The organism is Kribbella sp. CA-293567, from assembly GCF_027627575.1.
Taxonomy (GTDB): Bacteria; Actinomycetota; Actinomycetes; order Propionibacteriales; family Kribbellaceae; genus Kribbella.
This window is the reverse complement of sequence record NZ_CP114065.1, coordinates 4145992-4161057: the sequence shown is the minus strand read 5'-3', so window position 1 is coordinate 4161057 and position 15066 is coordinate 4145992. Positions and strand designations below refer to the sequence as shown.

The 15066-nt window shown below is 69.0% G+C and carries 14 protein-coding genes; 10 read left to right on the top strand and 4 right to left on the bottom strand.

Annotated elements, in window-relative coordinates:
• The first annotated feature begins 584 nt into the window (after nt 1–584).
• A complete protein-coding gene (locus OX958_RS19090) occupies nt 585–1025 on the top strand; it encodes an Lrp/AsnC family transcriptional regulator (protein WP_270130204.1) in 441 nt (146 codons plus the stop codon).
• Here OX958_RS19090 and OX958_RS19085 read toward each other — a convergent pair.
• From OX958_RS19085 to OX958_RS19075, 3 genes are all read right to left on the bottom strand, one after another.
• Entirely contained in the window at nt 1022–1648 is a 627-nt protein-coding gene (locus OX958_RS19085) for a class I SAM-dependent DNA methyltransferase (protein ID WP_270130202.1), read from the bottom strand. The genes OX958_RS19090 and OX958_RS19085 overlap by 4 nt on opposite strands.
• A 5-nt stretch (nt 1649–1653) precedes the next feature.
• Nucleotides 1654–1989: a DUF4288 domain-containing protein gene (locus tag OX958_RS19080; RefSeq protein ID WP_270130200.1), complete on the bottom strand. Its 336-nt coding sequence runs from the start codon at nt 1987–1989 to the stop codon at nt 1654–1656.
• 243 nt (nt 1990–2232) lie between these two features.
• The gene (locus OX958_RS19075; RefSeq protein WP_270130198.1) at nt 2233–3714 is read right to left on the bottom strand and encodes a KamA family radical SAM protein; all 1482 of its coding nucleotides are present in this window, start codon (nt 3712–3714) and stop codon (nt 2233–2235) included.
• A gap of 142 nt (nt 3715–3856) precedes the next feature.
• On the opposite strand from OX958_RS19075, the gene OX958_RS19070 reads away from it, so the two are divergent.
• The 7 genes from OX958_RS19070 to OX958_RS19040 all read left to right on the top strand — a co-directional run bounded on the left by OX958_RS19070 (nt 3857) and on the right by OX958_RS19040 (nt 11869).
• Entirely contained in the window at nt 3857–4954 is a 1098-nt protein-coding gene (locus OX958_RS19070; protein WP_270130196.1) for an L-erythro-3,5-diaminohexanoate dehydrogenase, read from the top strand.
• Between the two features lie 3 nt (nt 4955–4957).
• Nucleotides 4958–6559, top strand: coding sequence for an amidohydrolase (locus OX958_RS19065; protein WP_270130194.1), 1602 nt, complete (start codon nt 4958–4960; stop codon nt 6557–6559).
• Nucleotides 6556–8124 carry a lysine 5,6-aminomutase subunit alpha gene (locus OX958_RS19060; RefSeq protein WP_442913203.1) on the top strand — a complete coding sequence of 523 codons (1569 nt, stop codon included), beginning with the start codon at nt 6556–6558 and terminating at the stop codon, nt 8122–8124. The genes OX958_RS19065 and OX958_RS19060 overlap by 4 nt, the downstream gene beginning before the upstream one ends.
• Complete coding sequence (locus tag OX958_RS19055; protein WP_270130190.1) at nt 8121–8879, top strand: OAM dimerization domain-containing protein; 759 nt, start codon at nt 8121–8123, stop codon at nt 8877–8879. Before OX958_RS19060 ends, OX958_RS19055 begins: the two co-directional genes overlap by 4 nt.
• The gene (locus tag OX958_RS19050; protein WP_270130188.1) at nt 8876–9265 is read left to right on the top strand and encodes a hotdog domain-containing protein; all 390 of its coding nucleotides are present in this window, start codon (nt 8876–8878) and stop codon (nt 9263–9265) included. The genes OX958_RS19055 and OX958_RS19050 overlap by 4 nt, the downstream gene beginning before the upstream one ends.
• Nucleotides 9266–9774: 509 nt before the next feature.
• Entirely contained in the window at nt 9775–11331 is a 1557-nt protein-coding gene (lnt, locus tag OX958_RS19045; RefSeq protein WP_270130186.1) for an apolipoprotein N-acyltransferase, read from the top strand.
• A gap of 16 nt (nt 11332–11347) precedes the next feature.
• Nucleotides 11348–11869: an FxsA family protein gene (locus tag OX958_RS19040; protein ID WP_270130184.1), complete on the top strand. Its 522-nt coding sequence runs from the start codon at nt 11348–11350 to the stop codon at nt 11867–11869.
• A gap of 79 nt (nt 11870–11948) precedes the next feature.
• On the opposite strand, the gene OX958_RS19035 is transcribed toward OX958_RS19040, so the two are convergent.
• Complete coding sequence (locus OX958_RS19035) at nt 11949–12332, bottom strand: RNA polymerase-binding protein RbpA (RefSeq protein ID WP_026162638.1); 384 nt, start codon at nt 12330–12332, stop codon at nt 11949–11951.
• A gap of 229 nt (nt 12333–12561) precedes the next feature.
• On the opposite strand from OX958_RS19035, the gene OX958_RS19030 reads away from it, so the two are divergent.
• Together OX958_RS19030 and OX958_RS19025 are read left to right on the top strand one after the other, a co-directional pair.
• Nucleotides 12562–12921, top strand: coding sequence for an ArsR/SmtB family transcription factor (locus OX958_RS19030; protein ID WP_270130181.1), 360 nt, complete (start codon nt 12562–12564; stop codon nt 12919–12921).
• Nucleotides 12914–15028, top strand: a complete 2115-nt coding sequence (locus tag OX958_RS19025) for a heavy metal translocating P-type ATPase (RefSeq protein ID WP_270130179.1) — start codon at nt 12914–12916, stop codon at nt 15026–15028. Before OX958_RS19030 ends, OX958_RS19025 begins: the two co-directional genes overlap by 8 nt.
• Nucleotides 15029–15066 lie beyond the last annotated feature (38 nt).

The following is a 15066-nucleotide window of genomic DNA, read 5'->3' as shown; positions in this document are numbered from 1 at the left end:
CGCGGTTGGAACCCGGTCGGGATGAGTGCGGCTCGCCTCGGCCAGCCGCCGGGCGACGGAGGTGCCGAATCGCCGGAGAACGCAAGACGCGAGCAGCCGCATCCGCCTTCACCGGGGCGACGTAGGAGCCCGTCGCCGGAGCATGCGACGAAGGAGCAAGCGCAGGCGTGGACGCGCCAGAGCACGCAAGACGCGAGCAGCCGCCTCGCCTCATCGGGGCGACGTAGGAGCCCGTCGCCGGAGCATGCGACGGAGGAGCAAGCGCAGGCCCTTGGCAGGCGACAGCTCATTCGACATGCGATAGTCCGGCGGCTGCATCGCCTTGTACGGCACGCAGGAGACAGCTCACCCAAGCCGCCAACACCTGGGCGGCTGCGTTCGCCTTCGACAGGGCGACGGAGGAGGCGAATCGCCGGAGCATGCAAGACGCGAGCAGACGCATTCGCTTTCACCGGGGCGACGTAGGAGCCCATCGCCGGAGCATGCGACGGAGGAGCAAGCGCAGGCCTTTGGCAGGCGACGAAGGGCAAGCGCAGGCGTGGACGCAATACAGCGGGAGCGCTCTCTCAGAGTAGGGTCGGCGCATGGAGGACCTGGATCGCAAGATTGTGGCGTTGCTCGCGTCCGATGGGCGGATGAGCTTCACCGACCTGGGGAAGGCGACCGGGTTGTCGACGTCGGCGGTGCATCAGCGGGTCAAGCGGCTGGAGCAGCGCGGGGTCGTCCTGGGGTATGCGGCAACGATCGACCACACCGCGCTCGACCTGCCGTTGACGGCGTTCATCTCGATCCGGCCGATCGACCCGTCGCAGCCGGACGACTCGCCCGAGCGGTTGCGGGAGGTTCCGGAGATCGAGTCCTGTTACTCCGTCGCCGGTGACTCCAGCTACATCCTGATCGTCCGGGTCGCGACGCCGTTCGCGCTGGAGCAACTGTTGGCCGTGATCCGGGCCAAGGCCAACGTCTCCACCACGACCACCATCGTGCTCAGTACGCCGTACGAGCGCCGCCCGCCCGCCCTCTAGTCCTTCTGCGCGAACACCGACAGGTACGACCGGCCGGGCCGGATGCCGGGCTCGAGCAGTTGGGCGGTGATCGTGAACCCGGCCGACCGGATGCTCTCGACGATGCGCTCCGGTGGCTGGATGAACGACTCGTACCGAACCGGTACGCCGTAAGCCTCGGTGAGCAGCCGCCGTTCCTCGTCGCCCGCATGCGTCCCGATCAGCAAACGTCCCCCGGACGACAGCACCCGATGAAAGCCGGCCAGCACCCCAGGCAATTCGCCCGGCGGCAGGTGATGAATCGAGTACCACGCCACCAGCCCGCCCAGCTCACCATCGGCCAGCTTCAGCGAGGTCATCGACCCGACGTCGAACCGCAGCCCCGGGTACGCCGCCCGCGCGATCTCCACCATCCGCGGCGCCAGATCGATGCCCCGGATCTCCACCCCGAGCGACGCCAGGTGACTGGTGATGTTGCCCGGCCCGCAGCCGACCTCGGCCACCGGCCCGTCCACCAGTTCCGCGAAGGCGCCGAGCACTGCCCGCATCATCGGCAGGCCTTCGAGCTTGCCGCTCACGAACTCCGTGTAGTTCTCGGCCGCGGCGTCGTACGACGCCCGCGTGGCCGCAAGATGGTCGCTCACCCGCGCTATTCAACCCCGTCGCTACCGCGCTGGTGTTCGGCGCCCGTGTCGAAGAAGGTGTCCAGGTACTTCTCCGGCGGCAGCGAGCTGCTGCGGATCAGCGAGTAGACCTCGGTGCCCGGGAGGATCTGGGTGACGTCGTCGCCGAGGTAGAAGCACTGGGCCAGACCGAGATAGGTCCAGCCCATGTCCTCGATGTAGTCGAGCGCCTCGTTCTCGGCCAGCTCGATCGCGGTGTCGAAGTCGTCGGCCCGCCACAGCGTGATGCGTTCCTCGTACGGCGAACGGCCCTCGCGGTCACCGTCCAGCTGGAACACACAGCGAACGTTGTACCAACCCATCGCACCCACCCGCCCCCGCTAGCCCCGTCATCCCCTGTCCGACGAGACCAGTGTGCAGTGTCAGAAGTTCGTTCCATCAGTTTTGGATGGCTGAGTTTCTGGATCTGGCCGGTTTGGCGGGTGTTGGCGGCACGGTGGCGGATGTTTCGTGCAGCAACGGAGGTGTCCCGGGGCTGGGGTGGGTTTTCCCCCCGATCCGGGACATTTCCCTCCCCAACCCGCTGTTGGGGAGGGGAGAATCCCTCAGCTGATCTCGATCAGCTTCTGCGCCTCGGCGGCGTTGCGGCTGGCGGCGGCCTGCTTCTCGGCCTCGGCCAGCGAGTCGCCGGCGTGCTCGTTCCACCAGGTCTGGCCCTCGACCGGCAGGGTGTCGATCGGGTCGTAGTACTCGTAGGTGCGGTTCAGCGCTTCGGGGTCCTGCTGCTCGATCCCAGTGCGGTAGTTCTTCTTCCAGTACGAGATGCCACGGACCTCGTCGTACTCCGACAGTTGGTGCACCCAGCGCTTGCCGACGTACGGCACGTCGCAGACGATCCGCGGCGTCGCGAAGCCCGGCAGGTAGCCGAGGATCCCGTGCTGCAGGTGCTGCGCTTCCTTGACCGACACCCGCCAGTGCTCGGAGAACGGGATCATGTCGCACATGTAGAAGTAGTACGGCGTGATGGTCGCGCCGTCGAGCAGCGCGAAGCACAGGTCGAGCAGTTGCGGCACCGAGTCGTTCACGCCGCGCATCAGCACGCCCTGGTTGCGTACGTCCCGCAGGCCGGCCTCGAACATCGCCTTGGTCGCCTCGGCCACCAGCGGCGTCACCGACTGGGCCGCGTTCACGTGGGTGTGCATCGCGATCATCACGCCGCGCTTGCGGCCGAGCTGCGCGACCCGCTCGACGCCGGCCCGGACGTCGTCGGACAGCCAGTGCTGCGGCATCCCCATCAGCGCCTTGGTGGCGAGCCGGATGTCGCGGATGTTCTCGATCTCCAGCAGGCTGGTCAGGAACGACTCGAGCCGTGGCCAGGGCATGTTGGCCACGTCGCCACCGGAGACCACGACGTCGCGGACGCCGGGGGAGCGGCGCAGGTAGTCGAGCATGTCGTCCAGGCGCTGCTGCGGCTTGATGGTGAACTTCAGCTTCTCGATCACCGGGGTCGAGTTCCCGACCAGGTCCATCCGGGTGCAGTGTCCGCAGTACTGCGGGCAGGTCGGCAGGATCTCCGCCAGCACCTTGGTCGGGTAGCGGTGGGTCAGGCCCTCGGTGGCCCACATCTCGTGCTCGTGCAGCGAGTCGCGGGCGGCGTGCGGGTGGGACGGCCAGTCCGTCCGCCGGTCGGTGAACATCGGCAGCATGTAGTGCCGGACCGGGTCGGTGTAGAAGGCCTCGGTGTAGTCGTGGCCGGCCGCCGCGCCCTGCGGGACGATCGTGTTCAGCATCTGCGGCGGCAGCAGCATCGACATCGTCGCGCGCTCCGCCTGGTCGCGGGTCAGGTCCTCGTAGACGCGATCCTCGAGCAGGTCGCCCATCACATCGCGCAACTGCTTGACGTTCTTCACGCAGTGCGAGCGTTGCCACTGGACCGAGCGCCATTCTTCGGCGGTGACGTCCTTGAACCCCGGCATCCGGGTCCAGTCGGGCTCGACGAGGTCGGCCCGGCGGTACGCGTACGGCTGCTCGTTCGGCGTCTCGCCGAGGGCGGCAGCTGCAAGCTCCGGGCTGATCAGATCGGTCACGAGTCCTCCTGGGGCTCTACGACGGTGTCGGTCTTCTGTGAGGATAGCGATAGAAGTTACGGTAGATCCATTAGAACACCGCAAGATTTCCTCTGTGTTGCCGCCACACTAGTCTTTTGCCCGTCGTCACCAAGGAGCCCCCGTGCCCGACAGCACTGGTTCGCCAGTCGGACTGCATCGCGTCATCGCACCTGCCGGAGTGTTGCCGCAGGCAGCCGAACGGCTGGACGCGTCCCCTGACCTGTGGCCCGACGAGGTGCGGATCTCGGTCGAGCGGCTGAATCTGGACGCCGCGTCGTACCGGCAGTTGGCCGAGGCGCACGACGGCGACGGTGAAGCGGTCAAGCAGGCCGTACTGCGGATCGTCGCCGAGCGCGGCAAGATGCAGAACCCGGTCACCGGGTCGGGCGGCATGCTGGTCGGTACGGTCGACGAGGTCGGCCCCGACTCACCGCTCGGCGTCGAGAAGGGCGACCGGGTGGCCACCCTGGTGTCGCTCACGCTCACGCCGCTGCTGATCACCGACGGCCTCGCCCAGTGGGACGGCCGCAGCGAGCAGGTGCCGGCCGAGGGGCACGCGATCCTGTTCGCCCGCTCGATCGTCGCCAAGCTTCCCGACGACCTCGCTCCGGAGCTTTCGCTGGCCGTGATGGACGTCTGCGGTGCCCCTGCGCTGACGGCACGAGTAGTGCGCGAGTATGTCGACAAAGGCATAAAGCCTGTCGTGTCAGTAATTGGCGGCGCAGGGAAAAGCGGGTCGCTCTCGCTGGCCGCTGCGCGGGATGCGGGCGCTGCCCGGACGATCGGCATCGTTCCGTTCCAAGCCGAGGCCGACAAGCTCACCGAGGCCGGGCTGGCCGACGTCGTCGCACTCGCCGATGCCCGTGATCCGGTCGCGCTCGCGAAGGCTGTGGCTGACTCGCAGGCGCGTAGCGCGGTGGGCAGCGAAGCCAACTTCACCCAGACTGAGGAGACCGCCGACATCACCGTGGTCTGTGTCGACGTACCCGGCTGCGAGCACGGCGCCGTGCTGTCCACCAAGGCCGGCGGCACGGTCATCTTCTTCTCGATGGCGACGTCGTTCTCCGCTGCCGCGCTCGGGGCCGAAGGGCTCGCCGCGGACGTGACGATGCTGGTCGGCAACGGTTATGTGCCCGGCCACGCGGAGTACGCGTTGAAGCTGTTGCGGGACGAGCCGGGTGTCCGTGGACTGTTCGAGCGCAGGCTGGCGGAGGATTAGGCCGTGCGCACACTTCTGACGAACGGTTCCGTCTACTCACCCGCCGACCCCCACGCCACCGCGATCGCCTTCGACGACGGTGTTGTCAGCTGGCTCGGTGACGACAGCAGCGCGGCCTCCTACGCGGAGGGCGCCGACGAGGTCGTCGACCTGCAGGGCAAGCTCGTCGCGCCGGCCTTCGTCGACGCGCACGTCCACACCGCGCAGATCGGCGCGCTGCTGACCGGCCTCGACCTCGCCGGTACAGCGAATCTCACCGAGGCGCTCGACCGCGTGGCCGCCTTCGCCGCGAAGCTCGGGCCGGACGCGGTCGTCGACGGCTCCGGCTGGGATGAGACCAAGTGGCCGGAGGGTCGCCCGCCCACCGCGGAGGAGCTCGACCGTGCCGCTGGCGGCCGCCGTGTCTACCTGTCCCGCATCGACGGCCACTCCGGCGTCATCTCGTCGTCCTTCGCCGCCGCGGTCGGCGATCTGGCAGCACAGGCCGGGTACGACGCGACGGGCCGGGTCGAGCGCGCTGCCCACCACGCTGTCCGCGACGCGTTGGGCGAGCTGGTCGGCGCCGACCAGCGGCTCGCCGACTCCCGCGCCGCGGTCGAGGCGATGGCGCGGCGAGGGATCGGCGCCTTCCATGAGATGGCGGCACCACATATCGGCCCGGTGTGGGAGCTGCCGCTGGTGCGCCAGGCCGCCGAGGAGCTGGGCCTGTCGGCCACTTTGTACTGGGGCGAGCCCGGCGTCTTCGACAACGTCACCAAGTACGGCCTCGCAGGCCTGGCCGGTGATCTCAACGCCGACGGTGCCCTCGGCTCGCGGACGGCCGCGCTGCGAGCGCCGTACGCGGATCGCGCGGATCACACCGGGCACGCGTACCTGACCGCCGAGCAGATCTCCGACCACGTGGTCGCGTGCACCGAGCGCGGGGTCCAGGCCGGCTTCCACTGCATCGGCGACGCGGCCCTCGACAACGTCGCGCGCGGCTTCGAACTGGCCGCGGCAAAGGTCGGCGTGCAGGCGCTGGTGGCCGCGAGGCACCGGCTGGAGCACGTCGAGATGGTCGACGACGCGGCGATCGCGACGCTGGCCCGCTGTGGCGTCGTCGCCAGCGTCCAGCCGATGTTCGACCGGCACTGGGGCGGACCGAACGACATGTACGCCGAACGCGTCGGTGACCGTTGGGCCGGCATGAACCCGTTCGGCTCGCTCGCCCGGGCCGGCGTCGTACTGGCCTTCGGGTCGGACTCGCCGGTCACCGAGGTCGGCCCCTGGGAGGCCGTGCGGGCCGCCGCGTTCCACCATGAGCCGGGGCAGCGGATCACGGTCCGGGCCGCCTTCGCCGCGCACACGCGAGGCGGGTGGCGGGCTGCGGGCATCGACGACGCCGGCGTGCTCGCGCCCGGAACCGCGGCGACGTACGCGGTCTGGGAGAGCGATGCGGAGCTCGTCGTCCAGACGCCGGACCAGCGTGTGGCGGCCTGGTCGACGGATCCGCGGGCAGGCGTTCCCGTGCTGCCCGACCTGAGTGACCAAGCCCCTGTCCCCGTCTGCCGGCGCACTGTCGTCGCTGGTCGCGTCGTGTACGAATCCGAAGGATGGTCCTCGTGACCCGTGCAGTGAAGAAGCTCGACCTCGATCCGGTCACCGTCCGCAAGGCGCGAAGCCTGGCCCGCAAGGCCGGGCGGCCGATCGTCGACATCGCCAAGCAGCACACGACGGTCTCGGTCGAGCGCGCCGTACTGCGCCTGGCCGGGCTGGCCGGCGCCGACAGCGACGGCATCCCCTGGGTGAACCGGCTCGCCGACACCGTGCGGGCCGACGTCGGTCTGGAGCACGGGCTGGCGCTGCCGGTGTGGGACGCCTTGCTGCGTGGCGAGGCGGAGGATTTGTCCGTGCTGGCGCAGAAGGCCGCCTCCGGATCGGTCACGTTCCGGCTGCCGGAGGGGCGCGACGCGGTACGGGCGAAGGCCGCGGCGCGGAAGGCCGCGGCGGGTGGGTTGAAGCTGGTCGACGGGCGGCGGCGCGAGCGGGACCGGTTGATCAAGAAGCACGGTGATCCCGAGCAGCGGCCGTGGATCTACCTGATCGTCGCGACCGGTGACATCTACGAGGACATCCCGCAGGCGCAGGCCGCGGCCCGGGCCGGCGCGGACATCATCGCGGTGATCCGCTCCACCGGACAGTCACTGCTGGACTACGTGCCCGAGGGTGCCACCCGTGAGGGCTTCGCCGGGACCTACGCGACCCAGGAGAACTTCCGCCTGATGCGGGCGGCGCTGGACGAGTCGTCCCGCGAACTGGGCCGCTACATCCGGCTGACCAACTACGCGTCCGGGCTGTGCATGCCGGAGATCGCGACGCTGGCCGGGCTGCAGCGGCTGGACATGATGCTGAACGACTCGATGTACGGCATCCTGTTCCGCGACATCAACCCGATCCGGACCTTCGTGGACCAGCGGTTCAGCCGGCAGATCCACGCCCGGGCGGGGATCATCATCAACACCGGCGAGGACAACTACCTGACCACCGCCGACGCGGTCGAGGCCGCGCACACGGTGACGGTGTCGCAGCTGCTGAACGAGTTCTTCGCCAAGGAGGCCGGGCTGGCCGACTGGCAGCTGGGACTGGGACACGCGTTCGAGATCACCCCGGAGATCCCGGACTCCTTCCGGATGGAGCTGGCCCACGCGATGCTGGCCCGGCAGCTGTTCCCGGAGGCGCCGCTGAAGTGGATGCCGCCGACCCGGCACATGACCGGTGACGTCTTCCGCGGCTACCTGCTGGACGGGTTCTTCAACCTGGTCGGCGCGCTGACCGGTCAGGGCATCCTGCTGGTCGGGATGATGACCGAGGCGGTCGTGACGCCGTGGATCTCCGACCGCGACCTGGCGCTGCAGAACGTCCGGTACGTATTGGGTGCCGCAGGCAACCTTCATGAGGACTTCCACCCGGCGCCGAACGGGTTCATCGCCAACCGGGCCCGGCAGGTGCTGGGGGAGTCGGTGGAGCTGCTGGAGCGGATCGTCGACGACGGTCTGCTGAACGCGATCGGGGACGGCACCTTCGGGCTGATGAAGCGCCCGCAGGACGCCGGCCGCGGGCTGGACGGCGTGGCTCGCCGTTCGCCGGAGTACTACAACCCAGCTATCGAGTTGCTCGAGGAGGCGCAGTGAGCATCATCCGGCCGTACGGCGACACCACCGGGGACGGGATGGTGCAGATGTCGTTCACGCTGCCGATCCCGCACGACAAGCGGGCCGAGGGCGCGGCGATCCAGCTCGCGAACAAGATGGGGATGGATCCGGCGCTGGTGGTGCACGCCAAGCCGATGGGCCCGGACTTCACCTTCTTCGTCGTCTACGGTCCGGTCAACCACCTGGTCGACACCGACAAGGTCGAGGTGATCGAACGCGACTACCCGCTGCTCTCGCCGAAGGACGCCAACCTCGCCATCCGCAAGGGCCTGCGCCGCCGGCTGACCGTGGTCGGCGCCTGCATCGGCACCGATGCGCACACCGTCGGCATCGACGCGATCATGAACATCAAGGGCTTCGCGGGGGAGAAGGGCCTGGAGTACTACCGGGAGCTGAAGGTGGTCAACCTCGGCGCCCAGGTCGCCGTACCGGAGCTGGTCCGGCGCGCGAAGGCCGAGAAGGCCGACGCGATCCTGGTCTCCCAGGTGGTCACCCAGCGCGAGGCGCACATGATGAACACCAAGGAGATGTCGGCCGCGTTCCGGGAGGCGTACCCCGAGGACGCGCGCCCCGTGTTGGTTGCTGGCGGCCCCCGTTTCACCGAGGCGATGGCGGCGGAGCTCGGCGTCGACCGGGTCTTCGGCCGCGGCACCACTCCCGGCGAGGTGGCCAGCTACCTCGTCGACGCCCTCGTCACCCGTCGCAAGCAGCCATCGGTTCGGAGAACTGCATGACCAAGGCAACGATCGGCCTCACCGTCACCCACCGGCGCTACGTGCCGTACAGCCACGCGCACTACGCCGGCAACCTGGTCGACGGCGCCTACGTGCTCGGCCTGTTCGGTGACGTCGCGACCGAGGTGTGCATCCAGGCCGACGGAGATGAAGGACTTTTCGCTTCGTACTCCGACGTCCAGTTCCTGCAGCCACTGCGGGCCGGTGACGTGGTGGAGGTGAAGGCGACGATCTCCCGGGTCGGCAACCGCAGCCGGGAGATCTCCTTCGAGGCCGCGGTGGTCTGCCGCGGCCGGACCGACCTGTCGGAGTCGGCGGCCGAGGTGCTGGCCGAGCCGCTGCTGATCACCCGCGCCACCGGCACGGTCGTCGTACCGGTCGCGTGACGATTGGTTGCCCTGGGTAACGATCACGTGGAGTGCCGAGACGGCTCTGTAACGTGACGCGGATGCCGATGGCTCGTTTGTCCTGTCAGGACAGGCAAACGTGTTACAACGACTTCAAGTAGCCGCCGGAGAGGTTGACACCACGGCTGCGAGCGAGCATCGTTTCTGGAGTCGTCACCACCCGTTTTCCCAGCAGTTCAAAAGAGGTTCGGCCACCGGATGATCCCGCGACGCTGACCAGGCCAGTGCCAGGCCTGAGTCGACGGGGGCTGAGATCGCCGGTGGTTAGCCCCCCGCGGGGCAGAGGTAAAAGAGGCTCGGCGCCCAGTAGACAACAGCCGGGTGGCTCGCAACCAGCGGGTCTCCGGTTGGTCCGAAGGGCGTCGGGCCTCTTTCCTTTTCCCGTACCGACCGGCTGCTGGTCACCGACCGGATATATCCGGGCCCACCGGACGTTGTACCGTCGTGCACCCGGCAGTGGCCGGGCGGTGAGGCGAAGGGGCGTGGTTGTGGAGCGGCTGAAGGCGTTGGCGCGGATCTTGCCGAGAGTGGCTGTGGCGGTCGGTGCCGGTGCGCTGCTCGGGTGGTCCTTCGAGCCGCAGGACCGCCCCTGGCTGGCGATCGTCGCCGTACCGCTGCTGCTGGCCGCCCTGAACGGCGTCTCCAAGAAGGGCGGCTTCCTGGTCGGTTCCGGCTTCGGGATCACGTACTACGCCGTCCTGGTGCCGTGGCTGACGGTGATCGGCGGCGATGCCGCGATCGCGCTCGCCATCCTCGAAGGACTCTTCTACGGCGTCTTCGGCCTGTTCGCCGGCCAGGTGCTGAAGCACCGGCTGTGGATGCTGTGGATCCCCGGCCTCTGGGTCGCCACGGAGTACGCGACCGCGTCGGTTCCGTTCGGCGGATTCCCGTGGGGCCGGCTGGCCTGGGCGTTCGCCGACTCGTCCCTGGGCAAGCTCGCCTCGCTGGTCGGCATCGCGGGACTGAGCTTCGTGATCGCGTTGCTCGGAGTCCTGGTCTACGCCGTACTGCGGCGCCGCAGCGCGCTGAGCCTGCGTGCGGTCGCCCTGGTCGCCGGAATCGCGATCGTCGGCCTCAGCGGCCTGGTCACGCTCTCCACCGAGGGCAACGGCCAGACCGTCACCGCGGCGATGATCCAGGGCAACGTGCCGGGCAAGGGGCTGGAGTTCCTCGGCCGCGCCCGGACGGTGACCAAGAACCACATGAACGCGACCCTCGATCTGCAGAAGCAGGTCGAGGCCGGCACCCAGGTCAAACCCGATCTGGTGATCTGGCCGGAGAACTCGACCGACATCGATCCGTACAAGGACGCCGAGACCAGGGCCGACATCGAGACCGCCGTCCAGGCCGTCAAGGTGCCGATCCTGGTCGGCGCCGTGACCGAGGGGCCTGGGCCGAACGAGCGCCAGACCACCGGCATCGTCTGGGATCCCAATACCGGTGCCGGCCAGCGGTACGCCAAGCGGCATCCGGTGCCTTTCGGGGAGTACGTCCCGTTCCGCGAACAACTGCTGCCCTACATCAAGCGTCTCGAGATGGTCGGGCGCCAGACCGCGCCGGGGGTCGGTCCGGGGCTGATGCCGATCAACGGCGTCACCTACGGCGACCTGATCTGCTTCGAGCTGGCCTACGACAACGTCGTGTCCGACGTGGCCAAGGGCGGCGCGCAGATCCTGATCGTGCAGACCAACAACGCGACGTACGGCGGCACCGGACAGCCCGAGCAGCAGTTCGCGATCACCCGGATGCGCGCGATCGAGACCGGCCGGACGGTGCTGGTCGCCTCCACCAGCGGCATCTCCGGCGTGATCACTCCCGACGGGAAGGTCGAGCACAAGTCGGGCGAGTTCGTCCGCGACGTGTACGTGGCGGAGGTCCCGGTCCGGGACGCGAAGACCCTGGCGACCAGGCTCGGCGGCTGGCCGCAGTGGATCTTGACCGGCCTGGGCATCCTGGGAGCACTGGTGGCGTTGGTGAGCGGCCGCAAGCCGCGCGCCGGCAACCCGCCCGCGGCGACCCCCGACCGTGAAAAAGTACCTGTCTAGGTAAGAAGGTGTGACTATGCCCTGGTTCGTTGCGGTCGCGTTGCTGGTCGTCCCGGTGATCGAGATCTACGTCATCATCCAGGTCGGTCAGGCGATCGGCGGCTGGCCGACGGTCGCCCTGCTGCTGGTCGAGAGCGCCCTCGGCGCCTGGCTGATCAAGCGGGAGGGCCGACGGGCCTGGAACGCGCTGGTGGACGCCACTCAGACGGCGCGGATGCCCGGCAAGGAGCTGGCCGACGCCGCGCTGGTACTGGTCGGTGGCACCCTGCTGCTGGCGCCGGGTTTCATCACCGACATCTTCGGGTTCTTCTTCGTGCTGCCGTTCACCCGGCCGCTGGCCCGCAAGGTGCTGGCCGGGTTCCTGAACCGGCGGGTCGCCGTCCAGCTCGGCGGCAATCCGATGACCGGCTTCATGCCCGGCACCTTCCGGCCGCCGACCGCCGACGACGCCGACCGGGCCCGCCGTGAGCGGGCTGCCTCGGACGACGTGATCCAGGGTGAGGTCATCGACCCACCGGACAACCGCCCGGCTCCCTGAGCCTCGACCGCCGAGGATCTGGCCCCGGACATGACAACGGGCCGTCACCACGGTGTGGTGACGGCCCGTTCGGGGTTCGTCAGGCGCTGCGCTTGCCGGTGGAACGGGTGCGGTGCAGGTGCGCCGGCCCGATCTCGCCGGACCGCAGCAACGCGACCCGCTCGGCCAGCAGTTCCTCCAGTTCGGAAATGCTGCGCCGCTCACGCAGCATGTCCCAGTGCGTCCGGGCCGGCTTCTCCTGCTTCGGCTCCGGCTTCTCACCGGTCGAACGGGCGGCCTCGCTGCCGCAGTGAGGGCACTCCCAGATCGCGGGCACCTCGGCGTCGTGCGCCATCGTGACCTCGACCACGTGGCCACGCGGGCAGTCGTAAGTGATCATCTGTCGCGGCGCGAACTCCACGCCACGGTCATCCTCGAAGCTGACCCCACCCAGCCCCGAACCACGCAGAACGCGATTAGACATGTCAAACCTCCGAGATTCGTCATCCGTGCCAACGGTCGGCCGACCCGGATCATTCCCATTTTGGCATGCCCGAGCCCCAGGTACGCACCTGACAGCACCGTCGTCACGCCTTGTCATCGGGCGTTCACCGATCACTGTGTGTCGCAGGCCACAGTGCGGGCCCGATCGGACTCGATCGCGGTTCGATACAGTCTTGGCTTGATTCAGTGACGGCTGTATCGTCGGCGTCATGACTTCAGTGGCAGTGGACGCCGGCGCGCTGGCGCGGGTCGGGACCGCTCTGGCGGACGAGAACCGGCGGCGGTTGCTGCTGGCGCTGCTGGACGAGCCGGCCTACCCGTCGGACCTGGCCGACCAGTTGGGGATGACTCGAGGCAACGTGTCGAACCACCTGTCCTGTCTGCGCGGGTGCGGGCTGGTCAAGACCGTTCAGGTCGGGCGTCGAGTGCGGTACGAGCTGGCTGATCCCAAGCTTGCGAACGCGCTGGCGGGGCTGGCCGCGTTGGTGCTGCTGGTCGATCACGACGGTGCGGACGACGAAGTCTGTGGACCTGAGGACTACGACTGCGCGCCGGTGTCTCGTGGGTGACGCGTGCTGCGCCACCGACACCCCGTCCGCATCGAGCGAGGTGACGCCGCCGGGCTCGGTCTGGCAAGTCCGGGAATTGCAGGCCGCTGGGCTGGCAGCGATCGTGCTCCTGAGCGCGCTCGTACTGCCCGGCGATTGGCCGAGGATCGCCGAGTTGGTAGCGCTCGGGATCGGTGCGGCGACGTTCGTGCCCGGAACTGTTCGGGCGCTGCTGCGCGGCCGGATCGGGGTCGGCCTGTTGATGACCCTGGCCGCCGCCGGAGCGGTTGCTTTGGGCAACTATGGCGAAGCGGCCATGCTGGCGGTGCTGTTCTCGATCGCCGAAGGGCTCGAGGAGTACGCGATCGCGCGGACCCGGCAGGGACTGCGGGCCCTGCTGACCCTCGTGCCTCCGGCAGCGACCGTACTGCGAAGTGGCGCGGAGGCGCAGGTCGCGCCGGAGGAGCTCCGGGTCGGCGACGTACTGGTGGTGAGGCCCGGTGAGCGGCTCGCGACCGACGGCGTGGTCTCGTCCGGGCGGAGTTCGCTGGACACCTCGGTGGTCACCGGAGAGTCGGTGCCGGTGGAGGTCGGGCCGGGAAGCGTCGTCTTCGCCGGGACAGTGAACGGTGCCGGAGCACTCGAGGTGACGGTCACTGCGACGGCGGAGGACAACTCGCTGGCGCGGCTGGTGCATGTCGTGCAGGAGGCGCAGGAGCGGAAGGGAACAAGTCAGCGGCTGGCGGAGAAGTTCGCCCGTCCGCTGGTTCCGGGAGTGCTCGTGCTGGCAGCTCTGGTGGCTGTTGTGGGGAGCTTGCTCGGGGACCCCGCTGTCTGGGTCGAGCGGTCGCTCGTTGTGCTGGTGGCCGCGGCGCCGTGCGCGTTCGCGTTGTCCGTACCGGTTGCCGTGGTCGCGGCGATCGGAGCGGCGTCGAAAGCCGGCGTACTGCTGAAGGGCGGTGCGGCGGTCGAGGCGCTCGGTGGGGTCAAGGTGGTTGCGCTAGACAAGACCGGGACGCTGACCCGGAACGAGCCGTCGGTGGTCGAGATCGTCGCGGCGCCGGGTGTCGGCAAGGGGCAGGTGCTCGAGATCGCGGCGGCGCTGGAGGCGCGCAGTGAACATCCGCTCGCTGCCGCCGTCCTTGCTGCGGCTGACGACGCTGCTGCCGGTACGTCGGAGCATGTCGCCGGGGTTGTGCTGAGCCGTGGGGTTCGAGGCAGTGACATGGAGGCTGTGCCGGGTCGGGGGATTCAAGGCAGCATCGATGGGCGCGAGGCGCGGCTGGGGAAGCCCGGGTTCGTCGAGGCCGGTGAGCTGACTGCCGAGGTCAGGCGGTTGCAGGACGCTGGTGCGACGGTGGTTCTGGTGGAGCACGGCGGTGCGCTGTTGGGGGCGATCGCCGTGCGCGACGAGATCCGGCCGGAGGCCGCGGAGGCGGTGTCGATGCTGAAGAGGCTCGGCGTCGATGTGGTGATGCTGACCGGTGACAACGCCCGTACGGCTGCCGCGATCGCGCTGGAGGCCGGCATCACCGACGTACGCGCTGAGCTGTTGCCGGAGGACAAGGCTCGCATCGTCACCGAACTGCAGGCTCGCGGACCGGTCGCGATGGTCGGTGACGGAATCAACGACGCCCCGGCGCTGGCGACGGCTGATGCCGGGATCGCGATGGGTGTGATGGGCAGTGACGTGGCGATCGAGGCGGCCGAGGTCGCGCTGATGGGCGAGGATCTGCGGCGCCTGCCGGACGCGATCGCGCACACGCGCGCAGCGCGGCGGATCTTCACGCAGAACCTGGTGCTGAGCGGCGGCATCCTGGTGACACTGGTGCCGCTCGCGGCCACCGGGGTGCTCGGGCTGGCGGCGGTGGTCGCGTCGCACGAACTGGCTGAGGTGCTGGTCATCGCAAACGGCATCCGGGCCGGGCGGAAGAACAAGCTGCCGGTTCATCGAGCGCTCGGAGCAGCGCGGCGAGCGGGCGCCGCGCGGGCTTCCGCGCCGACGCCGATTCCGGTGCCGTCCGGCAGACCGATGTTGTCGCTTGGCGCGGCGGTGCCCAAGGCGGTTGCGGCGGGTTGCTGTGCGGATTGCGGCGAAGGGTCGAAGACGCCGGAAGCCACTCGATGAGTTAGCCAGCGCTGGCGGCTGTGCTTAGACAAGACTAA